Raw genomic sequence first — 26426 nt, forward strand, 5'->3', positions numbered from 1 at the left:
GGAACGTGCGGATGCGGCCGGGGCCGATCGGTCCTGACCGCGAAGGTCCGGAAATGCGACCCGGACGATCGCACAGCTTTACGCATGGGAAGGATGTTTAGGGAGAGTTGACCGAATCGATATGGGCGGATGGGGAAAACCCGCGATCCCCTTTAGGGGCATGGGTGAGAAAAGGGGCGAACCGCCCGCCAACTGTCCGGTGGATTCTCAGGCTTCTCTGGTACGCGCGTAGTGCCGCGACGCCTTCGCCCGGTTCCCGCACGCCGCCATCGAGCACCAGCGGCGCGTGCCGTTCCGTGACGTGTCGAAGAAGTGCAGGATGCACGCCTCGTGGGCGCAGCCGCGGATGCGGTCGGGTGCGGCGGTGAGGAGCTCCAGGTAGTTGCGCGCGGCGAGCCAGGCGGGCCCCCACGCGGGGTCTCGGAACTCGGGCACCTCGCCCGGGCCCTCGGGGGTGAGGGTGGCCCGGATACGGCCATGATCGAGCACGGCGTCCAGCGGGGCCGGGTCGCCCCCGTCGACGGCCTTCCGCAGCGCGTCCCGCGCCTGGAGGGTGTGCCGCAGTGTCGGCGCGTCGGCCGTGAAGCGCCCGTCGAGCGCGTTGGCCGCCAGCCACACGGTGAGCCCGTCGGCGTCCGTCAGCAGGTCCTGGACGGCGCCCTCCCGCATCCAGCGCGTGTTGAGCAGATCGAGGGCGAGGGGTTCGCCGGTGAGGGGGCGGGGGTCGGCTGGCATGCGGGGGCTCCTTCGACGCTAACCACTCAAGGGTACGTGAGGGGTTGCGCTGCTCACACCTAACCTTTAACTTGATTGAGAGAGGTTAGCCGCGGGGCTGGCCATGTCGAAGGGGAGAGCCATGACCTTGCGTACCGGCCACATCGGCCTGAACGTCACCGACCTCGACCGCTCGCTCGCCTTCTACCGGGACGTCCTGGGCTTCACGCTGATCGGCGAGGGCAAGGAGGAAGGCCGCCGGTACGCGTTCCTCGGTGACGGCTCGGCCCTCGTCCTCACGCTCTGGCAGCAGGCGGGAGGGCCGTACGCGAGCGACCGCGCGGGCCTGCACCACCTCGCCTTCGAGGCCGACTCGATCGAGCGGGTCAAGGAGTACGAGGCGGCGCTGCGGACGTACGGCGTGGACTTCGCCTACGAGGGGGTCGTCGCCCACCGCGAGGGCGCCGCGTCCGGCGGCATCTTCTTCCACGACCCGGACGGCACCCGGCTGGAGATCTCGGTGCCGAGCGGCGCGGAAGGCGCGCCGGCGCCGGTCGAGTCGGCTCCGACCTGCGGGTTCTTCTAATGGCGGGCTTGTATCACGCGGGCTCGCTGGCCGTGCAGGAGCGGGTGGGCGTACGGGAGATCGCGGCGCGCATGGGGCGGGCCGCGGGCGCGGGCATCAAGCCGGTGGCCGCGGCCTTCCTGGAACAGCAGCCGCTGCTGGTGGTGACCGCCACCGACCCCTCGACCTCCCGGGTCTGGACGTCACCGCTCGCCGGCCCTCCGGGCTTCGTCCGGGCCACCGGCCCCGCCCAGCTGTCCGTGACCGTCGGCGTTCCGCCGGCCGACCCGCTCGCCACGGCCCTCGGGACGCCCGGCGTGGCCGTCGGCACGATCGCCCTCGACCCGCGCACCCGCCGCCGGATGCGGCTCAACGGCCGGGCCCGGCCCACGGCACAGGGGTTCGCGGTGGCGGCCGACCAGGTGTTCGCCAACTGCCCCAAGTACCTCCAGAGACGGGAGTCGTACGAGGTGGTGACCGGCCGGGGGAGCGGGGCCGCCCGGCACGGCACCGCACTCACCCCGCCCCAGGCCGCGTTCATCGCCGCCGCGGACACCTTCTTCCTGGGAACCGTGCACGCGGACGGCGCCGACGCCAGCCACCGGGGCGGCAACCCCGGCTTCGTGCGCGTCGATTCACCGCGCGAGCTCAGCTGGCGGGACTACCCGGGCAACTCGATGTTCCTCTCCCTGGGGAACCTCGCCGCCGATCCCCGGGCGGGCCTGCTGTTCCTGGACTGGACCACGGGCACGACCCTCCAGCTCACGGGCGAGGCGCGGACGGAGTTCGCAGGCGCCGAACGCCGGGTCCGGTTCACGGTCACGGCAGCCGTCGAGCGGCCGTCGGCGGTGCCGCTGCGCTGGTCGGAGCCGGAATACTCCCCGGCCAATCCCGGCGATACCGGCTAACTTTCCCTTATGCGACAGAAGTTGAGGGTGGCGGCCTACGCCGTGTGCGTTCGCGACGACCATCTCCTGCTGGCCCGCTGGATCGACGGCAGCGGAGAGCCGGAGTGGACCCTGCCCGGGGGAGGCATGGAACACGGCGAGGACCCCTACGACACCGTGCTGCGGGAGGTGACGGAGGAGACCGGGTACACGGTCGAGATCACGGGCCTGCTCGGCGTGAACTCCATTCGCCGCACACAGCGCCGGAGTTGGGGCCGGAGCATCGCGCACCAGGGCCTGCGCCTCGTCTACGAGGGCCGCGTCACCGGCGGCGAGCTGCGCCCCGAGATCGGCGGCTCCACGGACCTGGCGGCCTGGCATCCCCTGACGGAGGTACCCGCCCTGAACCGGGTCGGGCTGGTGGACGTGGGGCTGGCGCTGTGGCGGGAGCGGCCGGTGACGGGGCGGGTGGCGGCGGCGAAGGGGGACTGACACCGCGCCGCGTGCCGGGGCCCCGCCCGCCCCGGCGCCGACCCGCACGGGGAGCGCGAACGGCCCTCCCATGGCCGGGGGATGCGCGCAGGACCCTTCAGAGCGCGGGGGATGCGCGCAGGACCCTCCCCTACCCCGCGAGATGAACAGAGCGTGACCGTCGTCCGGCCACCGCAAGAGTCCTCGTGGACACCCAGGGTCCCCCAAGATCCACGTACGGTGATCGGTGTCGGGCGTTGCCGTCTCGTTCACGCACAGGTCATCCCCGGTGCCAACGATCCAGAGCGAGCGGGGAATTCGCGGCAGCGAGCGACCCGCGACCACTGCCGACGCGTTCGCACTCGGGGAGATCGCGCCATGTCGCGCATACGCTCTGTCGCCAGCTCCGCCCTGGCGGTCAACCGCCGTACCGTCCTCGCCGTCACCGGCGCCGCAGCCGTCTCCGCGGGCGTCGGCTACGCCCTGCGGCCCACCGACAGCCAGGCCGCCACCGACGCGGGTGCCACCGGCACGGCCGCCGACACCGCGGCGGAGGCGCCCGTCGCCCAGTCCCGGCGGGCCCCCGCCGTGCCCCTCGCGCCCTACACCCGCGGCACCACCGTCGCCACCGTCGCCGCCCCGCGCACCGCCTCCGGTTTCCGCCGCCTGGGCGACGGCCCCGGCTGGCTGCGCGTCGTGCGCGGCGATCTCGCCGCCGCGAAGTCGGGCCGGGCCGGCCGCCGCACCGCGCTCGCCGCGTTCGTGCAGCTCACCGACCTGCACATCATCGACGCCCAGCATCCGATGCGCCTGGAATACCTGCGCTCGACCGACGTGCACGCCTGGCGCCCGCAGGAATCGCTGACCGTGCACGGCGCGATCGCCCTCGTGGAGCGGATCAACGCCCTGCGCGGCGCCCCCGTCACCGGCGCCCCGCTGCACTTCGCGATGACCACCGGCGACAACACGGACAACAACGCCAAGACCGAGCTGGAGTGGTTCCTGAAGGTGATGAGCGGCGGCCGGATCAGCCCCAACTCCGGTGACCCGCGGCAGTACGAAGGCGTCCAGAACAGCGGCATCAAGCAGTACTGGCAGCCTGACACCACCGTCCGCGACGCCGACAAGCAGCGCGGCTTCCCGCATCTCGACGGCTTCCTCGCCGCCGTGATCCGCGAGCTCAACAGCCCTGGCCTGAACCTCCCCTGGTACTCCACGGTCGGCAACCACGACGCCATGCCGCTCGGCTGCTACGGCTCCCACGCCGACCCCTGGCTCACCGAGTACGCGATGGGCGGGAGGAAGCTCATGAGCCTGCCCGCCGCCGAGGCGAAGAAGCTCCAGGACGCCATCAGGAACGCCAAGGACCCCAAGGGCGCCGGCTTCCGCGACCTGCTCAAGGCCCACGCCCGCGACATGCGCTCGGTGACGCCGGACGAGAACCGGGCGCCGTACACGCCGACCGACTACCTCAAGGCCCACCTCGACCCGGCCCACCGCGGCCTCGGACCCGTCGGTCACGGCTACTCCACCGCCAACCTCGACGCCGGCACCCAGTACTACTCCTTCCGCATCGCCGACGACGTCATCGGCGTCAGCCTCGACACCACCGACGCGGGCGGCCACTACGAAGGGTCCGTCGGCACGGCCCAGTTGAAGTGGCTGGAGAAGACGCTGAAGGACAACAAGGACGCGTACGCCGTCGTCTTCAGCCACCACACCAGCAAGTCGATGGACAACACCCGCCCCGACCCGGCCCGCCCCGGCGAGCGCCGGCACAGCGGCGAGGAGGTCGTCGCCCTGCTGGCCCGCCACCGCAACGTGCTGGCCTGGGTCAACGGCCACATCCACCGCAACGACATCACCGCCCACGCGGGCTCCGGCGGCGGCCACGGCTTCTGGGAGATCTCCACCGCCTCCCACGTCGATTACCCCCAACTCGCCCGCGTCATCGAGCTGGTGGACAACAAGGACGGCACGCTCTCCCTGTTCACCACCTGCGTCGAGTCCGCCGCCCCGCACCGCACCGACTTCGCCGACCTCTCCCAGACGGGCCTGGCGGCGCTGTACCGCGAGCTGTCCTTCAACGCCCCGGGCGCGAGCACGACGCTCGGCGGCTCGGCACGGGACCGCAACACGGAGCTGGTGCTGAAGAAGGGCTGAAAACGGCTCAACCGGCGCACAGCGGTCAACCCCGCCGGTTCCGCCCGGGTCTCCTTCCCCGACCAACCGCGCAGGCCGGAAGGGGAAGAGCATGAGGACCGTACGGACGACTCTCGTGGCGGTGACGGCGGTGACGGCGGTGACGGCGGTGGCGCTGTCGGCGGCCCTGGCGGCACCCGCGTTCGCCGCCCCGAGAGGCGGCGGGGACCACGCGGCGACCCGCGCCGCGATCGAGGCCGCGGTGAAGGACGGCGTTCCCGGGGTGACGGTGACGGCGGGCAGCTGGTCGGCGACCGCAGGCGTCGGCGACCTCCGTACCGGCGCACCGCGCTCGCCGCACGACCGCTACCGCGTCGGCAGCATCACCAAGACCTTCGTGGCGACGGTGCTGCTCCAACTGGAGGCGGAGGGGCGGCTGTCGCTGGACGACACGGTGGAGAAGTGGCTGCCGGGCGTGGTGCGGGGCCACGGCCACGACGGCCGTCGGATCACCTTGCGCCAGCTGCTCAACCACACCAGCGGCATCTTCAACTACACGCAGGACGACGGTTTCGCGCAGGCGTACTTCACCAAGGACGGCTTCTTCCGGCACCGCTACGACACGAGGGCGCCGCAGGAGATGATCGCCATCGCGATGTCCCACCGGCCGGATTTCGCGCCCGGCACGGCCTGGCACTACTCCAACACCAACTACGTCCTGGCCGGGCTGGTGATCGAGAAGGTCACGGGACGCCCGTACGGCGACGAGATCCGGGACCGCGTCATCAGGCCGCTGCATCTGACGGCCACGTCGGTCCCCGGCACCCGCGCCACCCTCCCGCGGCCGAGCAGCCGCGCCTACTCCAAGCTGGCGGAGACGGCGACAGGACCGACCTACGACGTCACGGAACTCAACCCCTCCGTGGCCTTCGCCGCCGGCAGCATGGTCTCCGACTCGGCCGACCTGAACCGCTTCTACTCGGCCCTGCTGCGAGGCAGGCTGCTGCCTCCGGAGCAGCTGAAGGAGATGAAGACGACGGGCTCCGGCGAGGGCGCCCCGGACATCGGCTACGGCCTCGGCCTCATGGACCGCGAACTGAGCTGCGGCGTGCACGTCTGGGGCCACGACGGGGGCATCCACGGCTCGTCGTCGGTGGCGGTGACGACGGCGGACGGCCGCCGTTCGCTGGCGTTCAACTTCAACGGCGACTGGTCGGGTGACGCGGAAGCGGTGGTCGAGGCGGAGTTCTGCGGGAAGTAGTCCCGCACCACGCCACGGCACGGCATGGCACGCCACGGCATGGCACGCCACGCCACGGCATGGCACGCCACGCCACGGCACGGCACGGCACGGCACACGTGCCCGTCCCGTCCGCTCCGCGCGCACGAGGAGGAGCCGCCCGGTCCCCTCCACCCGGCGGCTCCTCCTCTCCCCTCCTGATCTCGCCCCGGTCCGTCACTACCGGGGCAGGACCACGACATACGCGGCCGGATCACGGTCGCCGGACGCCATCAGCGCCGTGCGGACCACGGCCGCCTGCTGCTCCATGGACTCCCGCAGCTTCTTCGGGGTGATGTACACGACCGTGATGCCGAGGCGCTCCAGGTGCTCGCGCTTGCGGGCGTACTCGGACCACATCGCGTCCTCGTCCTGGCGCGGGGCGCGGGTGTCCAGTTCGACGGCGACCGCCTGCTCGGGCCAGTACGCGTCCAGGCCGCCCAGGTGGGGCCCGCCGGGCAGCCTCAGGTCCACGTTCCACACCGGGTCCGGCAGGCCGTGTTCGCGGACCATGCGGTACAGGCGGTCCTCCGCGATCGACCGGCCCTCGGCGAGCAGGGAGTCCACCGCGTCCACCACGTGCGGGCGGGACAGCAGCTTCGCCGCGTTCAACTCCCTCACCACCGCCGCTGGTTCGCAGTGGCCGCCGCGGACCGCCTCCGTCAGCAGCCGGCGCACCGCGCCCGCGTCCGTCAGCTCCGACACCGCGTCCGCCAGCGCCCGCGGCACCGGCGCCACCGGCACGCCCGTCACCTGCTGCGGCGCCGGCAGGGACGCCGTGCGCAGGATGCGCGCGGTGCCCGTCGAGCGCAGCCGGCGCAGGCGGGGGACCAGGACGTCGAACTTGTCGATCGACATCAGCGGCGGGGACGAGGTGAAGCCGTGCAGGGTCAGGGCCGCCAGGCCCGTCAGCATCGCCTCCGTGTACGCCGGGGCGTGCGGGTCCTCCGCGCCGGGCTGGGCCGGGACCCCCGTCGGCCGCTCCTTCGCCGCGTACATCAGGACCGCGTGCAGCCGCTCCTCGCTGGTCGGCGGGCCGGGGTGGAGCAGGATCACGCCCGGGAGGATCTGCTGCCAGGCGCCGCCGGGGCGGCACTGCTCGTTCACGTCGGCCGGCGAGACGCCGTGCGTGCGCAGCCGCGCCGTCGTCATCACCCGGCGGTGCACCTGCGAGAGGTGGCGGACCGGGCGGGAGGAGAGTGGGGGGACCGGGGTGTTGTGGTTCATGCAGCGGGGATTCCCGCGGCCGGTCCGCCCTCTAACCGCTGTTACGTGCCTGTCGATAAATGCGGACAACACGGTACTAAAGGACGGGTGTTCGGATGCCGAGTAGGCACCGAAAACCCCTGGTCCGAATGGGTTCGGCCAGGGGTTACGGTCATAATTGCCTGAACTTCGTAACGGCTACCTACCGCCGAAGTTTTGGCCAGAGATCGCGGTGATCAGGATGCCTGCGCGTCGCACTCCTGCCCCCGCAACGCCCTCGCCAGGTCGTCCCGCGCCTCCAGCACCAGCCGGCGCAGCGCCGGGGGCGCGTCCTCGTGCGCCGACAGCCACGCGTCCGTCGCGGCCAGGGTGTCCGGGGAGTCCTGGAGCGACGGGAACAGGCCCCGCACCACGTCCATCCCGATCTGGATCGACCGGTCCGCCCACACCCGCTCGATGGCCGCGAAGTACTTCTCCGCGTAAGGCGCCAGCAACTCCCGCTGCGAGGACTGGTTCCAGCCCCCGATCGTCGCCTCCACCAGCGCGTTCGACAGCGCGTCCGACTCCACGACCTGCGCCCACGCCTGGGCCTTCACAGCCGCCGACGGCCGGGAGGCCAGGCAGCGGACCTGGTGGCGCTTGCCCGACGCCGTGTCGTCGCGGGCCAGTTCGGCCGCCAGCACGCCCTCGTCGGCGACCCCGTGCGCGGCCAGCGGGCCGAGGAACGCCCAGCGCAGCTCCTGGTCCACCGTCAGACCGTCGATCTTCGCCGTGCCGTCCAGCAGGCCCTGGAGCAGCTGGAGATCGGCCTCGCCGGACGCCGCGGACGCGAAGAACCGCGCCCACGCCAACTGGTGCTCGCTGCCCGGCTCGGCCCGCCGCAGCTCGTTGAGCGCACCCTCGGCCAGCAGCCGCTCGCCCGTCGGCCGCCACGCGGGCGCCACATAGTTGACCAGCGACGAGTTCGCCCACGCGTGCAGCATCTGGAGCACGCCGATGTCCGACTCCCGGCCCGCGAAGCGCAGCACCAGGTCCACGAAGTCCCGGGCCGGCAGCAGCGCGTCCCGCGTCATGTTCCACAGCGCCGACCAGCACAGCGCGCGGGCCAGCGGGTCGGTCACCGAGCCCAGGTGGGCCTTGAGCGTCTCCAGCGACCCCGCGTCGAAACGCGTCTTGCAGTACGTCAGGTCGTCGTCGTTGACCAGCACCAGCTCCGGCGCCTGAGCGCCCGCCAGCTCCGCCACGACCGTCCGCGGGCCGTCGACGTCCACCTCCACGCGCGCGTACCGCTCCACGGCGCCTTCGGGGGTCCGCCGGTACAGGCCCACCGCCACCCGGTGCGGGCGCAGCTCGGGGTGCGACTCGGCGGCCTCCTGGAGCACGGCCAGTTCGGTGATCCGGCCCTCGCCGCTCAGCAGCACATGCGGGGTGAGGGAGTTGACGCCCGCCGTCTGGAGCCAGGACCGCGACCACGCCGCCATGTCCCGGCCGCTGGTCTCCTCCAGGACCGACAGCAGGTCTCCGAGCCGGGTGTTGCCGTACGCGTGCCGCTTGAAATAGCGCCGCGCGCCCTCCAGGAAGGCGTCCTGACCGACGTACGCGACGAGCTGCTTCAGTACGGAGGCGCCCTTGGCGTACGTGATGCCGTCGAAGTTGAGCTTCGCGTCCTGGAGGTCGCGGATGTCGGCGGTGATGGGGTGCGTGGAGGGCAGCTGGTCGGCGCGGTACGCCCAGGCCTTGCGGCGGTTGGCGAAGGTGATCCAGGCGTCCTTGAAGCGGGTCGCGCCGACGTTGGCGAAGGTGCCCATGAAGTCCGCGAAGGACTCCTTCAGCCACAGGTCGTCCCACCACACCATGGTGACCAGGTCGCCGAACCACATGTGCGCCATCTCGTGCAGGATGACGTTGGCCCGGCCCTCGTAGGACGCCTGGGTCACCTTGCCGCGGAAGATGAACTCCTCGCGGAAGGTGACCAGTCCCGGGTTCTCCATCGCGCCGAGGTTGTACTCCGGCACGAACGCCTGGTCGTACTTCCCGAAGGGGTACGGGTAGTCGAAGTGGTCGTGGAAGAAGTCCAGGCCCTGCTTGGTGACGAGGAAGACGTCGTCGGAGTCGAAGTGCGGGGCCAGCCCCTTGCGGCACATCGCGCCGAGGGGGATCTCCAGCTTCGTGCCGTCCTCGAAGGTCCGCTCGTAGGAATCCGTCACGTAGTGGTACGGACCCGCCACGACACAGGTGATGTACGTCGAGATCGGCTTCGTCTCCGCGAACCGCCAGACGCCGTCCGTGTGCGAGGCGACGCCGTTGCTCCACACCGTCCAGCCCTCCGGGGCCCGCACCTCGAAGCGGAACGGGGCCTTGAGGTCCGGCTGCTCGAAGTTGGCGAAGACCCGGCGGGAGTCGGCCGGCTCGTACTGGGTGTACAGGTACACCTCGCCGTCCTCGGGGTCGACGAAGCGGTGCAGGCCCTCGCCGGTGCGGGAGTAGGCGCACTGGGCGTCCACGACGAGTTCGTTCTCGGCGGCGAGGTCCTCCAGGGTGATCCGGGAACCGTCGAAGACCTCGCCGGGGTCGAGATCACGGCCGTTGAGGGAGACGGAGGTCACACTCGGCGCGATCAGGTCGGCGAAGCTGGTGGCACCGGGCTCGTTGCAGCGGAACCGGAGCGTGGTCACGGAACGGAAGGTGCGCGGCCCGTCGTCCGCGCCGCCCACCGCCGAACGGACGTCGAGGGACACCTCGTACCCGTCGACGGACAGCAGGGCGGCCCGCTCCCGGGCCTCGTCTCGGGACAGATTCTCACCGGGCACGGGCGGCACTCCCTACAAGCGGTGTTCGGTATGTGGACAGCACCGATCCTGCCATGTGCCCCTGACGGCCGGGACCAGGGAATGGGGTGGGGTGGGGACGACGTTGTCCGTGGGAATCGAACACTTTCCTTAGGAGACGCATGTCCGAGACCGCGAGCACCCCCGCGAAGACCCCTGTCGACTTCTGGTTCGACCCTCTGTGCCCCTGGGCGTGGATGACCTCCCGGTGGGTGCTGGAGGTGGAGAAGGTCAGGGACATCGAGGTGCGCTGGCACATCATGAGCCTGGCCGTGCTCAACGAGGACAAGCTCGACCAGCTGCCCGAGGAGTACCGGGACATGCTGGAGACCAAGGCGTGGAAGCCGGTGCGCGTGGTGACCGCGGCCTGGCAGAAGCACGGCGCGGACGTCCTCGGCCCGCTCTACACCGCGCTCGGCACCCGCTTCCACAACAACGGCGAGGGCCCCACGGTCGAGGCCATCGCCGCCGCGCTCGCCGACGCCGGACTGCCCGCCGACCTGATCGACTACGCCGACCAGGAGGACTTCGAGTTCGACGCCGAGCTGCGCGCCTCCCACAAGGAGGGCATAGAGAAGGTCGGCCAGGAGGTCGGCACCCCCGTCATCGCCGTGCCCGGCCCCGACGGCGAGCAGATCGCCTTCTTCGGCCCGGTCGTCACCCCGGCCCCCAAGGGCGAGGACGCGGCGAAGCTCTGGGACGGCACCCTGGCCGTCGCCTCGGTCCCCGGCTTCTACGAGATCAAGCGCACCCGGACCAAGGGCCCGGACTTCAGCAACCTGTAGGTCTCACGCCGGGGGATCGGCGGCCGGGTTCCGGAACTCCTCCAGGAGCCGGCCGCCGTCGCGCTGGTGGTGGACGGGCTGGTACCAGCGGCAGCCCACGGCGGTGCAGCGCCACAGGTCGGTCCTGCCGCGATGCCGCGGCTCGACCCCCGTCCACTCCCGGCCTTCGAGCATCCGGAACTCCCGGTCGTACTTCTTGCAGGTCGGGCAGTACTTGTTCGCGAAGAACACCGGCCCCTCCTCAGCTGCTCCCGGCCGTCACCGCCGGATTCGGGAAGTCGCTCATCACCACGTCGGCCCCCGCCTCGTAGTAGACCGCGTACTGCGCGCACGCGCCCCCGAAATCGTTCGCTCCGCTCCCGCGCCGGACCACCAGGACCCGGGCACGGTCAGGCACGCGAGCGGGCCCGTGCCTCCGACAGCCGGGCCAGGTGTTCGCCGTAGCCCTTCGCGTAGTACGCCGCCCGGTCCTGGTCCGGCTCGACGACCGAGGTCGGCTGCGTCCACGCGGTCACGTCCAGCGCCGCCCCGAACCGCTCGGCCGCCGCCAGCACCGCCCCGCGCGCGCCGACTTCACCCTCGACGACCCGTAACGGCCTGCCCAGCACGTCCGCCAGCAGCCGCATCCAGGCCGGGCTGCGGGTACCGCCCCCGCAGACCGCCAGCGTGCCGGTGAGCCCCGCCGCCTCCAGACAGTGCCGGGCCGCGTAGCCGATGCCCTCGCAGGTCGCGCGGATCAGGTCGGCCGGGGTGGACTCCAGCGAGACACCGGTGAGTTCGGCGCGGAGCCGGGGTTCGACGAAGGGGGCGCGTTCGCCGGAGGGGGCGAAGTAGGGCAGGACGCGGACGCCGTGTGCGCCGGGCGGGGTCCGCGCGAGCAGGGCGTCCACCTCGTCGTGGCCGGTCCCCGTCGTCGAGAGCACCCAGTCCAGCGCGGCCGTCCCCACCATCGCGGGCATCGCGCGCAGCCAGTGCCCCGGACGGTCCGTGGAGATGTACAGGCCGGCCGGCTCGCCCGTCAGGACCACCTCGTCCGTCGCGACCAGGGCGGCCAGGCAGGTGCCGACGATCAGCAGGCCGTCGCCGGGCGCGGTCACCCCGGCGCCGAGCGCGCACGCGGGCAGATCGTAGGGGCCGTCGGCGAGACGGACGCCCGCCGGGAGGCCCTCGCCGCGTGCCTCGCCCGTCGCGACCGGGTCGCTGACCGGCGCCAGCAGCCCCCTGCGGTGGGTCAGACCGAGCAGCTCCACCACCCGGTTGTCGTACGACCGGGTCCGCGGGTCCAGGAACGGCATCGAGGCGTCCGAGACATCCGTCGCCGCGCGCGCCGCGCCCGTCAGCCGCTGGAACACCATGTCCTTGCAGTAGACGGCCGCCGACGCCGCGTCCAGCGACTTCGGGTCGTGGCAGTCCAGCCAGGCCAGCAGGGGCCCCGGGCTGCCCGGGAACATCGCGCTGCCGGTGCGCCTGAAGACGGTCTCGAACGTGCCGTCCGCCAGCCACCGGTCGACGAGTTCATGGGCCCGCCCGTCCATCCAGGACGCCGCCGCCCGCACCGGGCGCCCCTCGCCGTCCACCAGCCACACCCCGTCGCCCTGCCCGGTCAGCCCGGCGAACTCGACCGGTTCGGGCAGGCTCGTGGTCACCTCTTCGAGTACGGCGACGACCGCGCCGTACACCTCGTCCATGTCCTGCTCCACGAAGCCGCCGTGCAGCGCGAGGCCCACCGGCCGGGCGGCCACGCCCAGTTGACGGCCGGTGCGGTCGAAGGCGGCGGCCTTCACCATGGATGTGCCGACGTCGATCCCCACGTACATGAGCGCCTCCCGGTGCCTCAGGTCAGACAGTGCGCCAGTGATTCCCCGCGCACCCAGCGCCCCACCTCCGCCGCCGCGAGCGCCGTCGCCTTTTCGGCCACCGCGCGGGAGGCCCCGCCCAGGTGCGGGGTGAGCACCACGCGGTCACCGAGCGCGCGCAGCCGGGAGTCCGGTGCGAGGGGCTCGTGCGCGAAGGTGTCGAGTGCCGCCGCCGACAGGTGTCCGCTCTCCAGCGCGTCGCACAGGGCGCCCTCGTCCAGCAGGGGACCGCGGGCCGCGTTGACGACGACCCCGCCCGGCGGCAGCAGGGCCAGCTCGCGGGCGCCGACCAGCCCGCGGGTCTCGGCGGTGAGGCGGGCGTGCAGGGTGATCACCTGGGAACGGCGCAGGAGTTCGTCGAGGGTGGCGACCCGCAGCCCGTGGATCTCCAGGTGGTGGATGTACGGGTCGTACACCATGACCCGCGCCCCGAAGGCGCACAGCACCCGGGCGACCCGGCTGCCGACCGCCCCGTAGCCGACCAGGCCGACGGGCAGGTCCTCCAGCTCCAGGCCGCTGTGTTCATAGGTGTAGTAGGCGGCGCCCGCCCAACTGCCCTGCCGGGACAGCAGGTCGTGGGCCTGGGGGATGCGGCGCAGGGCCGCCAGGAGCAGGCCGACGGTGAACTCGGCGGTGGCGGCGGCGTTGCGGCCGGGGGTGAAGCAGACGCGGACGTCGTGGGACTTGGCCGCCTCCAGGTTCACGTTGACCGGGCCGCCCCGGCAGACCACGACCAGCCGCAGGTCGGGACAGGCGTCCAGGACGCGTGCCGTGACCGGCCCCATCTGGGTGACCAGCACCCGGGCGCCGGCCAGGGCCTCGATCAGCTCGTCCTCGGCGTCGCCGGCCTCGCTGACCTCGGCGACCGGGCCGAAGGGTTCCAGGGGCCAGCCCAGCGTCAACTCATGTATGTCAACAGGCTGTTCGCGGAGCTCATGGGTGATCGCCCGGCGGATCAGCTCCGGCAGGATGAAGTGGTCGCCGGCCGCCACGGCCCGCAGGGCATCGGTCATCGCAGGGTGTCTCCCGTCTGTCCGTCGAAGACGTGCGTGAGTCCTGGGGCCACCGGGCCCCGTTCGTCAGGGGCGAGCCGTACCTCGGGGCGGGTGCGGGCGGTGACGGGACCCGCCACGCCGTCCAGCGCGAGGGTCGCGATGCCCGGCTCCACCTCGCGGCCCGCCGCCACCGGAACCGGCAGCTCGATCGCTACGGCCCGGGAGAGGCGGACCCGGCCGTCCGCGGTCACCACGCCCGGCAGCAGGTCGATCGCCGGTTCACCGACGAAGTCGGCCGGCACGTCCGGTACGCGGATCGGCGCCCGTGCCAGGCGGAAGCGTTGCTTCTGGCCGCTGGGCAGGCCCGCGGGGCGGACGTCCAGGATCTCGGCCAGGCCCACCCGCCCGGCGATCTCGGCGACCTCGCGGGAGACATCCCCGCGGGCCGTCCCGCGCCGCGCCTTCAGCCCGGACGCCAGGTTCTCCGCCACCGTCAGCGGCGGGTTCAGGGCGCAGTTCCCGAACGCCACTCCCATGTCCCGGAGCCGCGCCGGCGTCCCGGTCGCCGACGTGCCGTCCGCCAGGATGTGCGTGCCGGTGACCGTCTCCAGGCCGGCGATCATCCGCGGGGTGGTGGACTTGCCGCAGCTCCCGCAGCTCCCGCAGCTCCCGCAGCTCCCGCCGCCCGACGGGCCGCGCAGGCCCGGCAGTTCGCCCGGGCGCAGGGTGAGGTCGATGCCGCGGACCGCCTCCACCGGCGGACTCCCGCGGGCGCGACGGGCCTTGCGCAGGTCACGTGGCTCCAGCCGGGTCATCGCCGCCCCTCGTCACACAGACCTCGTAACGGACCTTGTGTTCGTCCAGATCGCGCAGCGCGTCCGCCGGTGCCCCGTCGTCGACCAGGAGGAGGTCGAAGCGGGACAGGGGGGCGACGCGGTGCAGGGCGGTCCGGGCGAGTTTGGTGTGGTCGATCAGCAGGACGTTGCGGGCGGCCGAGTCGAGCATCGCCCGCTTCACCGACACGATGTGCTGCTCCTGGTGGTAGGCGTACCCCCCGTGCACGGCCGAGGTGGACGCGAAGCAGACGTCCACCCGGAGCGACTGGACCGCCTCGACGCAGGAGACGCCGAGGAAGGAGGAGTGCAGGGGGTCGTAGTCGCCGCCGAGGGCCATGAGGTGGATGCCGCGCTGGTCGGCGAGGAGGTTGAGGGCCTCCAGGAAGTTGGTGACGACCGTGAGCGGGGTGACCTCGCCGAGGCGGGGGCGGCGGGCTATCTCCAGGGCGGACGTCGAGTCGTCCAGCATGATCGCCATCCCGGGCTCGATCAGCTGGAGCGCCCGCTCGGCGACGGCCGCCTTCTCGGCCCGCATGGTCTTCAGCCGGTACTGCACGTTCGACTCGAAGACCCCGGACGGCTGCGCCGTCACCCCGCCCCTGAACTTCCGGACGATTCCCTGCCGTTCGAGCTCGTCCAGATCGCGGTGGATGGTCATCAGGCTCACCCCGAAGCGCTCGGCGAGCTCGGCCGCGGTCGCCGAACCGTCGGCGAGGACCTGCTCGGTCATGGCGGCCTGGCGGGCGGCGGGGCCCGTGGTGCCCTTGAGGAAACGCCGTCGGTGATGCGCGTGCGTGTCCATCCGTGACCTCCAGGTGGGGCGGGGCCAGGTGCTCGGCAACACCTCGGGTCGACTCGATAACAGAGGGTGTAACGGCGGAAGATGGCCGTCAATCCCTCGCGCACGCCCACATCTCAGGGCACAGTGAGAAGTTCACGGCATCGGATGTGCGGGAGGCCGGGATGGCGCAGGAGGCATGGCTCGGGATCGACCTCGGGACCCAGAGCGTCCGCACCCTGCTCGTCACGGCCGACGGCACGGCCCTGGGCGGCGGCTCGGCCCCGCTCCGGGCGCGGCGCGACGGCGTACGGCACGAACAGGACCCGGAGGAGTGGTGGACGGCGGTGTGCGCGACGGCCCGGGCCGCCCTGCGGGAGCGCTCCGCCGGGGTCGGCGGGCTCGCGGTGTGCGGGACGTCCGGGACCGTGCTGCTCACGGACGACGCCGGCCGACCGGTGAGCCCCGCGCTGATGTACGACGACGGGCGGGCGTGGGCGGAGGCGGAGCGGCTGCGCGGGGCGGGCCTCGCGGTGCAGAACACGTGGGGGCTGCCGAAGGCGCTGTGGCTGCGCCGGGTGCACGGCCCCGGCCGGATCACCCACCAGCCCGACCTGGTCACCGCCCGCCTCGTCGGCCACCCCGTCCCCACCGACTCCAGTCACGCCCTGAAGACGGCGTACGACGTGGCGGCCGACGCCTGGCCGGACCTGCCGGGCTCCCCGCTGCCGCTGCCCGGCGTCGTACGCCCCGGCACCCGCCTGGGCGAGGTCTGCGCGAGCGCCGCCGAGGCCACCGGCATCCCGGCCGGCACCCCCGTCGTTGCCGGCATGACCGACGGCTGCGCGGCCCAGATCGCGTCCGGCGCCCTGCGCGCGGGCTCCTGGAACTCGGTGCTCGGCACCACCCTGGTCCTCAAGGGCGCGTCCCCGGCCCCGGTCCACGACCCGACCGGCGTCCTCTACAACCACCGTGCCCCGGACGGCAGTTGGCTGCCCGGCGGCGCGTCGAGCGTGGGCGCGGGCGTGCTGACGGCGGCGTTCGCGGGGGCGGACCCGGCGGAGATGGACCGGCAGGCGGCCCGGCACGAACCGGCCGGGGCGATCGCCTACCCCCTGGTCTCCCCGGGCGAACGCTTCCCCTTCCTGGCCCCCGGAGCGACGGCCCTGCTGCTCGGCGAACCCGCGAGCCAGGCCGACCTGTGGGCCGCCCTCCTCCAGGGCGTCGCCTTCACCGAACGGCTCTGCCTGGACTACCTCCACCACCTCGGCGCCCCCCTCGACGGCCCCCTGACCTTCACCGGCGGCGCGGCCCGCAGCCCGTACTGGAACCAGCTGCGCGCCGATGTCCTGGGCCGGCCGGCCCGCGTCCCGGAACAGACCGAACCGGCTCTGGGAATGGCCGCGTTGGCGGCCCACGGGATCGGCGGCGAGCCGCTGCCGGACCTCGCGGAGCGGATGGTCCGGGTCCGGACGGTCCTGGAACCCCGCCCGGACCGCACCGCCCGCTTCACCGAGCCGTACGCCCGCCTGATCGACGAACTCACGAACCGGGGCTGGCTGCCCCCGCCCGTCGCGGCGCACGCGCGGGCCCGCCTCGGCCTGGACACTGCGGACTCATGAGCAGCACGACCCTCCTCCTCGCCCGGCACGGCCAGACCGTCTGGCACGCCGAGAACCGCTACGCCGGCGTCAGCGACATCGCCCTCACCGACGAGGGCCGCGCCCAGGCCGAGGCCCTCGGCCGCTGGGCCGCCGCTCACCCGGTGGACGCGGTCTGGACGTCCACGCTGTCCCGGGCCGTCGCCACCGCCGACCCCGCCTGCCGCGCCCTCGGCCTCACCCCGCACCGCGAACCCGCCCTGCGCGAATGCGACTTCGGGGTGGTGGAGGGCCGTACCCTCGCCGAGTTCGCGGCGCAGAACCCGCAGGCGGCGGAGGCTTTCCGCACCGATCCCGTGGCCCACCCCTTCCCCGGCGCCGAGGACCCGAGGGCGGCGGTGGAGCGGGCCACCGCCGCCCTGCGCCGCATCGCGCGGGCCCACCCCGGCGAGCGCGTCCTCGTCGTGGCCCACAACACCCTGCTCCGCCTGGTCCTGTGCGAGCTGCTGTCCATCCCGCTGAGCGAGTACCGGCGGGTCTTCCCGCGGTTGCGCAACGCGGCGGTCAGTGAACTCCGCGTGACGGACGGCGGTCCGGCCGCACTCGTCTCCCTCAATGTGCCGTGCGACCTGCGCCTGCCGTAGCACCATGGGCACATGACGGAGATCGACACCTCGGTACCCCATTCGGCCCGCATCTGGAACTACTGGCTCGGCGGCAAGGACAACTACCCGGTCGACGAGGCGGCGGGCGACGCCTACACCGCCGTCTTCCCCGGCATCGTCACCATCGCCCGCAGCAGCCGCGCCTTTCTCGGCCGCAGCATCCGGTACCTGGTGCAGGAGGCGGGTGTACGCCAGTTCCTGGACGTCGGCACCGGCCTGCCGACCGTCGACAACACCCATGAGGTCGCCCAGCGCATCGCCCCCGAGTCGAGAATCGTCTACGTCGACAACGACCCGCTCGTCCTGACCCACGCCCGCGCCCTGCTCACCTCCACCCCGGAGGGCGTCACCGCGTACGAGGACCTGAGCCTGTACGAGCCCGAGCGCATCCTGGAGCAGGCGAGCCGGACCCTCGACCTCTCCCGGCCCACCGCCCTGATCCTCAGCGGCATCCTCGGCCACGTCGCCGACTACGACCTGGCCCGGGACCTCGTCGCCCGCCTCCTCGCGGGCCTGCCCTCCGGCAGCCATCTGTGCGTCAACGACGGCTCGCGCGGCACCGACCCGGACTACGAGCACGCCCAGGACTCCTACAACGAGACCGGCGCCGTCCCGTACTTCCTGCGTCCGGTGGAGCAGATCACGGCGTTCTTCGAGGGCCTGGAACTGGTGGACCCGGGCGTCGTCTCGGTCCCCCTGTGGCGCCCCGACCCGGGCACCACGCCGGAGCCGATCGGCCAGCACGGCGGCGTGGGCCGCAAGCCGTAGGCGCCGCTCCGCACGGGAAAGCCCCCGCGAGTCACGTCCTCGCGGGGGCTCCCGTCATTCCGCCTGCCACGTGAAGGGTGAGAAGACGATCACGAGCAGGACGTATTCATACACCCGTCACGGTGCGAGCAGCAGCACATCCGCACGGGACGTGGCCGCCTCGTAACGCCGGGCCACGTCCTGCCAGTTGACGACGGCCCACATGGCGTCGATGAAGTCGACCTTCTGGTTCCGGTACTGGAGGTAGAAGGCGTGCTCCCAGGCGTCGAACACGAGGATCGGCACCGCGCCCTGACCGACGTTGCCCTGGTGGTCGTAGACCTGCTCGACGACCAGCCGCCCGCTCACCGGCTCGTACGCCAGCACCCCCCAGCCCGACCCCTGGGTGGTCGCGGCGGCCTTGGTGAGCTGCGCCTTGAACCCTGCGAACGACCCGAAGGACGCCTCGATCGCGCCCGCGAGCTCCCCCACGCCGTCCACGGCGAGCGGTTCACCGCCACCGCCGTCCTTCGGGCCGGTCATGTTCTGCCAGTAGATCGAGTGCAGGATGTGCCCGGACAGATGAAAGGCGAGGTTCTTCTCCAGCCCGTTGAGCGCCCCCCACTGCTCCTTGTCCCGTGCCTCCGCGAGCTGCTCCAGCGTGTCGTTGGCGCCCTTCACGTACGCCGCGTGGTGCTTGTCGTGGTGCAGCTCGATGATCTCGGGGCTGATCACGGGGGCGAGCGCGGAGTAGTCGTACGGCAGGTCAGGCAGCGTGTAGACGGGCATGGCGGGTCCCCTCAAGAGCTTGGTGCCAGCTTGTTGCGAATAGCTTGCAATAACAAGCTAGCAGCAAAAAGCCCCCGGGTGGATCATCCGGGGGCTTTCGGGGGAGCGGACCGCGTCAGCGCGCCGCCCGCCGGCGCTGCCAGGCGTAACCCACGGCCGCGAGCACCACGGTCATGGCGCCCGTGGAGTACAGCTGGACCCGCGTGTCGGCCTCCCGGGCCATCAGCACGAAGATCCCCGCCATGCCCGCCAGCGCCACCCACGTCAGCACCGGGAACGCCCACATCCGCACCGTCAGCCGCTCCGGGGCCTCCCGCTCCAACTGCCCGCGCAACCGCAGCTGCGAGACGGCGATGAAGATCCAGACGACGAGGATGACCGCGCCGATCATGTTGAGCAGCCAGGAGAAGACGTCGTTCGGGCGCCAGTAGCTCAGCAGCACGCACCCGAAACCGAACACCGAGGACGCCAGTACGGCGACCCGCGGCACCCCGCCCGGCGCCCGGCCCAGCACCTTCGGCCCCTGCCCCCGCGCCACCAGCGAGTAGGCGATGCGCGAGGAGCCGTAGATGTTGGCGTTCATCGCGGACAGCAGCGCCACCAGCACGACCACGTTCATCACCTGCCCGGCGCCCGGGATGCCGAGCGAGTCCAGGGCGGCGACGTACGGGCCCTTCTCCGTCACGGCCCCGGAGTCCCACGGAACCAGCGTCACGATGACCGCCATCGAGCCGACGTAGAACAGCGCGATGCGCCACATGGCCGTGCGGACCGCGCTCGCCACGCCCTTGACCGGGTTCTCCGACTCCGCCGCCGCGATGGTGACCGTCTCCAGGCCGCCGTACGCGAAGACGGAGGCGAGGACGCCGATGACCAGGCCCTCGCTGCCGTTCGGGAGGAGGTCGGTGAGGTGCGAGGCGCCGGGGGAGTCCGTGCCGGGCAGGACGCCGGCGATCGCCAGCACGCCCAGGACGAGGAACAGGGAGATCGCGCCGACCTTCAGGGCCGCGAACCAGAACTCGAACTCGCCGAAGTTCTTCACGGCGGCGAGGTTCGTGCCACAGAAGACGACCATGAACAGCGCCACCCACGCCCACTCCGGCGTCCCCGGCAGCCACCCCGTCACGATCTTCGCCGCGCCGATGCCCTCCAGGCCGACGGCCGTGCAGAGCAGGACCCAGAACGACCAGCCGGCCGTGAAGCCCGCCCAGGGGCCGATCGCACGTTCGGCGTGCGCGGAGAACGAACCCGAGGACGGGTACGCGGCCGACATCTCGCCCAGCATCCGCATCACCAGCATCACGAGGAGCCCGGAGAGGGTGTAGGCGAGGACGATCGACGGCCCGGCGGCGGCGATGCCCGCGCCGGAGCCCACGAACAGGCCCGCACCGATGACACCGCCGAGGGCGATCATCGACAGGTGGCGCTGCTTCAGGCCGTGGGAGAGGGTCCCGGGGGCGTCCGACTCCTGTGGGGTCGTGACGGTGGTGCTGGGCATGGGCGTGGTTCGTCCAATGCGTGAGACGGCAAAAACGCCCACAGTCTGGGCAGGGTCGCCGCCCGGAGGGCGAAGGCGCCCACCATCCGGACACCCCGGCCACCCTCCGTCACCGACCCCTCACCCACACCGTTTTGGCGAAAACCTACAGCGGGGCCAAGGCGGCCATCCGTAGCCGAAACCACCCCACCTCAGTGACCGGCGTCACCCCGTACCGGGTGTAACCCGCACCCTTTGTATGGAGACCACCAAGCGGCCGTTCCACCCTTTGTCGAGCGCTGACGGTGATCGCCTCCAGGGCGCCGGTATAGCGTCACCGTGTCCTCCCTGTCCCCACCTCCCGCGGAGTCCCCATGAGCACCGCCGTCGCCCCCGCCCTCCCCGGTAAGGTCCTCGCCGACCTGCTTCCGGCCTCCCGCGTCCGGGACGTCGCGCTGGTCGTCGGCGGCGCCGCGCTCACCGGCCTCGCCGCCCAGATCGCCGTACCCGTGCCCGGCTCCCCGGTGCCGGTGACCGGCCAGACCTTCGCCGCGCTGCTCGTCGGCACCACGCTCGGCGCGGGCCGCGGCTTCCTCTCCCTCGCGCTGTACGCGATCGCGGGCGTCGCGGGCATGCCGTGGTTCGCGGGCGCCGGCTCCGGCTCGGCCGCCCCCTCCTTCGGCTACATCCTCGGCATGATCCTCGCCTCCACCGTCGTCGGCGCCCTGGCCCGCCGCGGCGCCGACCGCTCCGTGCTGCGCACGGCGGGCGCGATGCTGCTCGGCGAGGCGATCATCTACGCCGTCGGCGTGCCCTACCTCGCCGTCGCCACCGGCATGTCCGCCTCCGCCGCCGTCGCGGCCGGCCTCACCCCGTTCCTGATCGGCGACGCCCTGAAGGCGGCCCTGGCGATGGGCCTGCTGCCGAGCGCCTGGAAGCTGCTCAAGCGCTGACGCCGCAGCCGTCACCGCAGAGGCTCGCCGGGGCGTAGGTCACCTACGCCCCGGCGAGCCTCTTCCGCGTTACGGCGTCGTACGGCCCCTCGCTCCGATCCCCGCCGGAGCCGGTACGGACGCGGGCGGTTCTCGTGATCCATCGCTCCCGGGGTGCAGGCACGACCTGACGACCGCCGTCAGGCCATGCCCCCGTGCCGCGTGCCTGTCAGATCCCCTGCCGCGGCCGCCGCGTCGACCACCACAGCCCGGCCGCACCGGCCGTCAACAGGGCCGCTCCCGCCGCTCCCGCCGGGAGCAGATCACGCATCACACCGGTCTTCGGCAGCTCGTCGCCGCCGGGTGCCACCGGCTTGTTGTCCGTACCGAGGAGCAGCGGGGTGGCCGGGGCGTTCGGCGACGGATTCGTCGTCCCGAACGGAACCGGGCCCTGCTGCCAGTACGTCTTCTTCCCGTCGCCGGTCTGCACCGGCAGACAGATCTTTCCGGTCTTGCCGAGATCGAACGACGCGTCGACCGCGTACGACTTCGACTTACCGGCTGCGAGATTGTCGATCGGGCACGCGAAACCGCTGTTCGAGCCCTCCGGCAGATCGCTTTTGGCAATCGAGGAGCAGCCTTGAACGTTGTTGACCGTGAGGCCGTCGAAACCGACGACCAAAAGCTGGATCTTTCCGCTGTCCTTGGTCCCCTCGTTCTTCACCGTGGCGGTGATGTCGGTCTTTTCGGAACTGTTGTCGACCGAGATCTGTTCGGGCAGCAGCGTGGTCAGTTTCACGCCCGCCGGTGCCTCGTCGACGGCCTTTCCCCCCTTGCTGCTGCCGGGCCCCTGGTCATCCGCGCTGGCGGCGAATGGAAGGATCAGTACGGCCGAGAAAGATGCCGTGACCAGCGATCCCGCGATGGTCGTCATGCGACGAGAACTCATGTTCGTCCCCCTTGGCTGCGCCTGAATTCGCAGTACTTGAAGAGCTACCACAAGATTTCTCCGCACTATGCTGGTACGGCGTGAAGTGTGACCATTGTGTTGAAGTAGGCGGTGGCCGGTACGTGCCGGAGGGGGTGCAGCGGATTGCCGGAGAATACGGGAAACACGGGAAGCACGGGAAGTGCGGGCAGCACGGGAAACATGAGAAGCGGCGGGGCTCCGGGGACACTGGTGTCGAGTCGTTATCGCCTGGTCGAGAGCATCGGCCAGGGGGGAATGGGGCGGGTGTGGCGAGCCGCCGACGAAATGCTCGACCGCCAGGTCGCGGTCAAGGAAATGCGCATAGACGGCCTCGACGCGGAGGACGCCCGCACCCGCCGTGAACGCACCCTGCGCGAGGCCCGCGCCACGGCACGCATCGACCACCCCAATGTGGTGCGGGTCTACGACGTCGTGGACGAGGGCGAACGCCTGTGGATCGTCATGGAGTTGGTGGCGGGCCGCTCCCTGGAACGGATGATGGTGGAGGACGGTCCGCTCGCCCCCCGGGAGACCGCCCGGATCGGCATCGGTCTGGTGACGGCCCTGCGTCAGGTGCATGCGCGCGGTGTCCTGCACCGGGACATCAAGCCGGGCAACGTACTGGTGGAGGGGGCCGGACACCGCGTGGTCCTCACGGACTTCGGCATCGCGGCCATCCAGGACGCCAAGGCGCTCACCATGGTCGGCATGCTGGTCGGTTCCCCCGACTACATGGCCCCCGAGCGCATCTCCGGCCGCCCGCAAGGCCCCCCGTCGGACATCTGGTCGCTGGGCGCCACGCTCTGCGCGGCCCTGGCGGGCCACTCCCCGTTCTCCCGCGACACCACGCTGGCCACCTTGCACGCGGTCCTCTACGAGGAGCCCGAACTGCCCAGCACGGCAGGGCCGTTGCGGGACATCCTGGCCGCCCTCCTGGAGAAGGAGCCGGAGCTGCGCCCGGGCCTGGACGAGGTGGAGGAGGCGCTCCGCCCGGTGGCGTTCCCGCCCACTGTCGCCACGATGCGGGTGATCGAGGAGGAACAGCCGCCCCAGGAACGACCGGCACCCCCCGAGGACGAGCGGCCCGCGAGCGCCCTCCCGGACCGCGCAACCCCGTTCCTCCCCTGGCCCAGGCCGGAACACCCCACCCCGCCCTACCTGAACGCCTCCCAACTCCCGGCCCACGCAGCCCCGAGAAGCACCCCACCCACAGAACCACCACCTCCCCACGAAGAACCCAGCCCCACCTGGAAGCCCACCCCTACGTGGGAGCCCACCCCTACCGGGGAATCCGCCCCTACCTGGGAGCCCACACCTACCCAGGGGCCCACCCCTGCCCAGAGCCCTACCCCTACCCAGGGGCCCACCCCTACCCAGGGGACCACCCCCACCTGGGAACTCACTCCCACCCCGACGTCCACCCCCACCCCCACCCACGCCCCCGCACACGCCGACGGCGCTCAGCCCCCGCAGGGGCCACCCGCAGCCGACCACGAAAGCCGCACGGGTGGTGCGGGTGGGAACGAAAACCGGGCCGAAGGCCCGGCGGCCCCCACCCCCAACGCCTCCTCAGAAGCACACGGCGGCATCTCCCTCATCCGCTCAGAGGCAGTCACCGAACAACGCCCCCTCCAGCCACCCCCACCCGACCCCCACCCCGACGTCCACCCCCACCCCCACCCCCACCGCCACCGCACCCGACTGCTCACCGCCGCCGTCGCCGCCGCAGCCGCGCTCACCACGACCCTGCTCCTGCTGAACGCGAACGCACCCGGCACCCACGACGACAAGGCACACAGCACTTCGACCCCGACCCCGGCTCCCTCCGCCACCACCCTCAACTCCCCGCCCCCCACCGTCGAAGGCACCTCCAGGCCCCAGTCGATCCCACCCGGCGCCCACCAAGAGGCCGGAGGTTTCGCCTGGGCAACCCCCGAGGGCTGGCGCAGGGACGTGAAGACGGGCGCGGAGGTGCACTACACGTCACCCGACGGCACCCAGGAACTCGCCGCGAAGTCCTCCCTCGCCCGGGGCGACTTGATGGAGACCTGGAAGACCTCGGAGCAGAACGCCCACCAGGGCCAGGACTACCGGAAGATCCGCTTGGAGGACACGGAGTTCCAGGGCCACCCGGCGGTGGTCTGGGAGTACACCTTCACGCTCAAGGGCGTTCCCTGGCACGCCCGCCTGCTCGGCTTCAACGTGGACGGCAAGTCGTACCAGGTGAACACGTGGTACCAACCGCACACGGAGACACAGGCGTTGAAGACGTACGAGAAGGTCAAGAACAGCTTCACGGTGCTGTGAGACCCACAGCACCGTGAAACCGACGAACTGAAACCGGCTGACTGAGACCGGCGAACTCAGGACGTGTCAGCCGACCTTGATCTCGTCCTGCACCTCAGGCCCGTCGACGGCGGCCGGACGTCCGCCCCGCACCCGCTCCTTGACCACAGCGACCACCAGCACACACGCCGCGACGAGCAACGACAGCAGCACGGTCGTACGCCCGCTGCTCGCCCCCTCCGTGTCGGTCAGCATGTAACCGAGGACGAACACGATGAGCGCGGCCGTGGCCCAGGTGAGGTACGGGTACAGCCACATCTTCACGACCAGCTTCTCCGGCGCCTCCGCCTGGATGATCCGCCGCATCCGCAGCTGCGAGAAGCAGATGACGAGCCACACGAACAGGGCGACCGCACCGGAGGAGTTGACGAGGAAGAGGAAGATCGTGTCCGGGGACAGGTAGTTGAAGAAGACGGCCACGAAGCCGAACAGCACGGACGCGAGAATCGCCGTCATCGGCACGCCCCGCCCGTTGGTCCGCGCGAACGCGCGAGGCGCGTCCCCGCGCTCACCGAGCGAGAAGGCCATGCGGGAGGCCGTGTAGAGGCCGGAGTTGAGGCAGGACAGCACCGAGGTCAGCACGATGAAGTTCATGATCTGACCGGCGTGCGCGATGCCGAGGGAGTCCAGGGCGGCGACGTAGGAGCCCTTCTCCGCGATGGACGGGTCGTCCCAGGGGAGCAGCGTGACGACGACGAAGATCGAGCCGAGGTAGAAGACGCCGATCCGCCAGATGATGCTGTTGGTCGACTTGGTGACGGCCCGCTGCGGGTCCTCGGACTCGCCGGCGGCCAGCGTGGCGATCTCGCTGCCCATGAAGGAGAAGACGACGAGCAGCACACCGGTGAGGATGGCGCCGGGCCCGTTGGGCAGGAAGCCACCGTGGTCGGTGAGGTTGGACAGGCCCGCCTTGTCGGCGTCGACCCCCGGCAGCACACCGAAGACCGCGAGCCCGCCGATGACGATGAACGCGCCGATGGCGACGACCTTGATCCCGGCGAACCAGAACTCGAACTCGCCGTAGGAGCCCACGGAGATCAGGTTGGTGGCGGTCAGCACCACCATCACGATGAGCGCCCACCCCCACTGCGGGACGGCGGGGATCCAGCCTTCGAGGATCTCGGCTCCCGCGGTCGCCTCGACGGCGAGCACCACGACCCAGAAGAACCAGTACAGCCAGCCGATGGAGAACCCGGCCCAGCGTCCGAGCGCCCGGTCGGCGTGCGCGGAGAACGAGCCGGTGGTGGGGTTGGCGACGGACATCTCGCCGAGCATCCGCATCACCAGCACCACGAGCGTGCCGACGAGTGCGTAGGACAGGAGGATGCCCGGCCCTGCGGTGGCGATGCCTGCCTTGGAGCCGACGAACAGACCCGCCCCGATGACGCCACCGATGGCGATCATCGAGAGATGTCGGTTCTTGAGTCCGGCCTGGAGACCAGTCATGGGGGGAATTCCTTTGCGCCGGGTGAGCGGTTCCCGTACGGGTTGCGTACGGATCGGTCCAGTGAATCGGAGGCAAAGGAATTCGTGAACCTATGAATCCGGATCGTTACT

General features: G+C 71.7%; 24 protein-coding genes. 11 read left to right on the forward strand and 13 right to left on the reverse strand.

Features of this window, described 5'->3' with window-relative positions:
• Positions 1–207 precede the first annotated feature (207 nt).
• Positions 208–735: a CGNR zinc finger domain-containing protein gene (locus DI272_RS32780; protein WP_109498784.1), complete on the reverse strand. Its 528-nt coding sequence runs from the start codon at positions 733–735 to the stop codon at positions 208–210.
• A 121-nt stretch (positions 736–856) separates the two neighbouring features.
• On the opposite strand from DI272_RS32780, the gene DI272_RS32785 reads away from it, so the two are divergent.
• The 5 genes from DI272_RS32785 (at position 857) to DI272_RS32805 (ending at position 6040) form a co-directional block, all read left to right on the forward strand.
• Entirely contained in the window at positions 857–1300 is a 444-nt protein-coding gene (locus DI272_RS32785; protein ID WP_109498785.1) for a VOC family protein, read from the forward strand.
• Positions 1300–2187 (forward strand): pyridoxamine 5'-phosphate oxidase family protein, encoded by an 888-nt coding sequence (locus tag DI272_RS32790; protein WP_109498786.1) that lies wholly within the window; start codon positions 1300–1302, stop codon positions 2185–2187. The genes DI272_RS32785 and DI272_RS32790 overlap by 1 nt, the downstream gene beginning before the upstream one ends.
• A gap of 9 nt (positions 2188–2196) precedes the next feature.
• A complete protein-coding gene (locus tag DI272_RS32795) occupies positions 2197–2658 on the forward strand; it encodes an NUDIX hydrolase (protein ID WP_109498787.1) in 462 nt (153 codons plus the stop codon).
• A 357-nt stretch (positions 2659–3015) separates the two neighbouring features.
• Positions 3016–4800 (forward strand): TIGR03767 family metallophosphoesterase, encoded by a 1785-nt coding sequence (locus tag DI272_RS32800; protein ID WP_109498788.1) that lies wholly within the window; start codon positions 3016–3018, stop codon positions 4798–4800.
• A 91-nt stretch (positions 4801–4891) separates the two neighbouring features.
• Positions 4892–6040 (forward strand): serine hydrolase, encoded by a 1149-nt coding sequence (locus DI272_RS32805; protein ID WP_109498789.1) that lies wholly within the window; start codon positions 4892–4894, stop codon positions 6038–6040.
• Positions 6041–6238: 198 nt separating this feature from the next.
• Here the strand turns inward: DI272_RS32805 and DI272_RS32810 are convergent, their stop codons facing one another.
• Together DI272_RS32810 and pepN are read right to left on the reverse strand one after the other, a co-directional pair.
• Positions 6239–7285 (reverse strand): hypothetical protein, encoded by a 1047-nt coding sequence (locus DI272_RS32810; protein ID WP_109498790.1) that lies wholly within the window; start codon positions 7283–7285, stop codon positions 6239–6241.
• A 215-nt stretch (positions 7286–7500) separates the two neighbouring features.
• A complete protein-coding gene (gene pepN / locus DI272_RS32815; RefSeq protein WP_181387387.1) occupies positions 7501–10074 on the reverse strand; it encodes an aminopeptidase N in 2574 nt (857 codons plus the stop codon).
• 140 nt (positions 10075–10214) lie between these two features.
• Here pepN and DI272_RS32820 point away from each other — a divergent pair, with 140 nt between their 5' ends.
• Positions 10215–10877, forward strand: a complete 663-nt coding sequence (locus tag DI272_RS32820) for a DsbA family protein (RefSeq protein WP_109498791.1) — start codon at positions 10215–10217, stop codon at positions 10875–10877.
• 3 nt (positions 10878–10880) lie between these two features.
• Here DI272_RS32820 and DI272_RS32825 read toward each other — a convergent pair whose 3' ends face one another.
• The 6 genes from DI272_RS32825 to DI272_RS32845 are packed head-to-tail and all read right to left on the reverse strand — an operon-like array spanning position 10881 to position 15366.
• A complete protein-coding gene (locus tag DI272_RS32825) occupies positions 10881–11108 on the reverse strand; it encodes a hypothetical protein (protein WP_109498792.1) in 228 nt (75 codons plus the stop codon).
• Between the two features lie 10 nt (positions 11109–11118).
• A complete protein-coding gene (locus DI272_RS44690) occupies positions 11119–11274 on the reverse strand; it encodes a hypothetical protein (RefSeq protein ID WP_181387388.1) in 156 nt (51 codons plus the stop codon).
• Positions 11267–12694, reverse strand: coding sequence for an FGGY-family carbohydrate kinase (locus tag DI272_RS32830; RefSeq protein ID WP_109498793.1), 1428 nt, complete (start codon positions 12692–12694; stop codon positions 11267–11269). The genes DI272_RS44690 and DI272_RS32830 overlap by 8 nt, the downstream gene beginning before the upstream one ends.
• A gap of 17 nt (positions 12695–12711) precedes the next feature.
• The gene (locus tag DI272_RS32835) at positions 12712–13746 is read right to left on the reverse strand and encodes a 2-hydroxyacid dehydrogenase (protein WP_109498794.1); all 1035 of its coding nucleotides are present in this window, start codon (positions 13744–13746) and stop codon (positions 12712–12714) included.
• Positions 13743–14543: an ATP-binding cassette domain-containing protein gene (locus tag DI272_RS32840; protein WP_109498795.1), complete on the reverse strand. Its 801-nt coding sequence runs from the start codon at positions 14541–14543 to the stop codon at positions 13743–13745. Before DI272_RS32840 ends, DI272_RS32835 begins: the two co-directional genes overlap by 4 nt.
• Positions 14521–15366: a DeoR/GlpR family DNA-binding transcription regulator gene (locus DI272_RS32845; protein WP_258314755.1), complete on the reverse strand. Its 846-nt coding sequence runs from the start codon at positions 15364–15366 to the stop codon at positions 14521–14523. The genes DI272_RS32840 and DI272_RS32845 overlap by 23 nt, the downstream gene beginning before the upstream one ends.
• Positions 15367–15527: 161 nt before the next feature.
• Here DI272_RS32845 and DI272_RS32850 point away from each other — a divergent pair, with 161 nt between their 5' ends.
• From DI272_RS32850 to DI272_RS32860, 3 genes are read left to right on the forward strand one after another with little or no spacing between them, the layout of a single operon-like run.
• Entirely contained in the window at positions 15528–16964 is a 1437-nt protein-coding gene (locus tag DI272_RS32850; protein WP_109498796.1) for an FGGY-family carbohydrate kinase, read from the forward strand.
• Positions 16961–17587 carry a histidine phosphatase family protein gene (locus DI272_RS32855; protein WP_109498797.1) on the forward strand — a complete coding sequence of 209 codons (627 nt, stop codon included), beginning with the start codon at positions 16961–16963 and terminating at the stop codon, positions 17585–17587. Before DI272_RS32850 ends, DI272_RS32855 begins: the two co-directional genes overlap by 4 nt.
• Before the next feature lie 12 nt (positions 17588–17599).
• Positions 17600–18376 (forward strand): SAM-dependent methyltransferase, encoded by a 777-nt coding sequence (locus tag DI272_RS32860; protein WP_109498798.1) that lies wholly within the window; start codon positions 17600–17602, stop codon positions 18374–18376.
• A gap of 117 nt (positions 18377–18493) precedes the next feature.
• On the opposite strand, the gene DI272_RS32865 is transcribed toward DI272_RS32860, so the two are convergent.
• Both DI272_RS32865 and DI272_RS32870 read right to left on the reverse strand, forming a co-directional pair.
• Positions 18494–19144: a superoxide dismutase gene (locus DI272_RS32865; protein ID WP_109498799.1), complete on the reverse strand. Its 651-nt coding sequence runs from the start codon at positions 19142–19144 to the stop codon at positions 18494–18496.
• Positions 19145–19259: 115 nt separating this feature from the next.
• Complete coding sequence (locus tag DI272_RS32870; protein WP_109498800.1) at positions 19260–20642, reverse strand: amino acid permease; 1383 nt, start codon at positions 20640–20642, stop codon at positions 19260–19262.
• Between the two features lie 353 nt (positions 20643–20995).
• Between DI272_RS32870 and DI272_RS32875 the strand changes: the two genes are divergently transcribed.
• A complete protein-coding gene (locus tag DI272_RS32875; RefSeq protein ID WP_109498801.1) occupies positions 20996–21574 on the forward strand; it encodes a biotin transporter BioY in 579 nt (192 codons plus the stop codon).
• Between the two features lie 208 nt (positions 21575–21782).
• On the opposite strand, the gene DI272_RS32880 is transcribed toward DI272_RS32875, so the two are convergent.
• The gene (locus DI272_RS32880; RefSeq protein ID WP_109498802.1) at positions 21783–22502 is read right to left on the reverse strand and encodes a hypothetical protein; all 720 of its coding nucleotides are present in this window, start codon (positions 22500–22502) and stop codon (positions 21783–21785) included.
• A 231-nt stretch (positions 22503–22733) separates the two neighbouring features.
• On the opposite strand from DI272_RS32880, the gene DI272_RS32885 reads away from it, so the two are divergent.
• On the forward strand, positions 22734–24830 hold the full coding sequence (locus tag DI272_RS32885; protein WP_309221680.1) for a protein kinase: 2097 nt from the start codon (positions 22734–22736) through the stop codon (positions 24828–24830).
• 66 nt (positions 24831–24896) lie between these two features.
• Here DI272_RS32885 and DI272_RS32890 read toward each other — a convergent pair whose 3' ends face one another.
• The gene (locus DI272_RS32890) at positions 24897–26315 is read right to left on the reverse strand and encodes an amino acid permease (RefSeq protein ID WP_181387389.1); all 1419 of its coding nucleotides are present in this window, start codon (positions 26313–26315) and stop codon (positions 24897–24899) included.
• Positions 26316–26426 lie beyond the last annotated feature (111 nt).

This window comes from Streptomyces sp. Act143, assembly GCF_003143935.1.
Classification (GTDB): Bacteria; Actinomycetota; Actinomycetes; order Streptomycetales; family Streptomycetaceae; genus Streptomyces.

Coding starts and splice junctions, on each gene's coding strand:
- DI272_RS32880 (WP_109498802.1), bottom strand. CDS start 22,502: ATGAGTTCTCGTCGCATGACGACCATCGCGGGATCGCTGGTCACGGCA.
- DI272_RS32810 (WP_109498790.1), bottom strand. CDS start 7,285: ATGAACCACAACACCCCGGTCCCCCCACTCTCCTCCCGCCCGGTCCGC.
- DI272_RS32850 (WP_109498796.1), top strand. CDS start 15,528: ATGGCGCAGGAGGCATGGCTCGGGATCGACCTCGGGACCCAGAGCGTC.
- DI272_RS32845 (WP_258314755.1), bottom strand. CDS start 15,366: ATGGACACGCACGCGCATCACCGACGGCGTTTCCTCAAGGGCACCACG.
- DI272_RS32865 (WP_109498799.1), bottom strand. CDS start 19,144: ATGCCCGTCTACACGCTGCCTGACCTGCCGTACGACTACTCCGCGCTC.
- DI272_RS32800 (WP_109498788.1), top strand. CDS start 3,016: ATGTCGCGCATACGCTCTGTCGCCAGCTCCGCCCTGGCGGTCAACCGC.
- DI272_RS32855 (WP_109498797.1), top strand. CDS start 16,961: ATGAGCAGCACGACCCTCCTCCTCGCCCGGCACGGCCAGACCGTCTGG.
- DI272_RS32870 (WP_109498800.1), bottom strand. CDS start 20,642: ATGCCCAGCACCACCGTCACGACCCCACAGGAGTCGGACGCCCCCGGG.
- DI272_RS32820 (WP_109498791.1), top strand. CDS start 10,215: ATGTCCGAGACCGCGAGCACCCCCGCGAAGACCCCTGTCGACTTCTGG.
- DI272_RS32785 (WP_109498785.1), top strand. CDS start 857: ATGACCTTGCGTACCGGCCACATCGGCCTGAACGTCACCGACCTCGAC.
- DI272_RS32790 (WP_109498786.1), top strand. CDS start 1,300: ATGGCGGGCTTGTATCACGCGGGCTCGCTGGCCGTGCAGGAGCGGGTG.
- DI272_RS32860 (WP_109498798.1), top strand. CDS start 17,600: ATGACGGAGATCGACACCTCGGTACCCCATTCGGCCCGCATCTGGAAC.
- DI272_RS32830 (WP_109498793.1), bottom strand. CDS start 12,694: ATGTACGTGGGGATCGACGTCGGCACATCCATGGTGAAGGCCGCCGCC.
- DI272_RS32780 (WP_109498784.1), bottom strand. CDS start 735: ATGCCAGCCGACCCCCGCCCCCTCACCGGCGAACCCCTCGCCCTCGAT.
- DI272_RS32795 (WP_109498787.1), top strand. CDS start 2,197: ATGCGACAGAAGTTGAGGGTGGCGGCCTACGCCGTGTGCGTTCGCGAC.
- DI272_RS32805 (WP_109498789.1), top strand. CDS start 4,892: ATGAGGACCGTACGGACGACTCTCGTGGCGGTGACGGCGGTGACGGCG.
- DI272_RS32890 (WP_181387389.1), bottom strand. CDS start 26,315: ATGACTGGTCTCCAGGCCGGACTCAAGAACCGACATCTCTCGATGATC.
- DI272_RS32875 (WP_109498801.1), top strand. CDS start 20,996: ATGAGCACCGCCGTCGCCCCCGCCCTCCCCGGTAAGGTCCTCGCCGAC.
- DI272_RS32835 (WP_109498794.1), bottom strand. CDS start 13,746: ATGACCGATGCCCTGCGGGCCGTGGCGGCCGGCGACCACTTCATCCTG.
- DI272_RS32840 (WP_109498795.1), bottom strand. CDS start 14,543: ATGACCCGGCTGGAGCCACGTGACCTGCGCAAGGCCCGTCGCGCCCGC.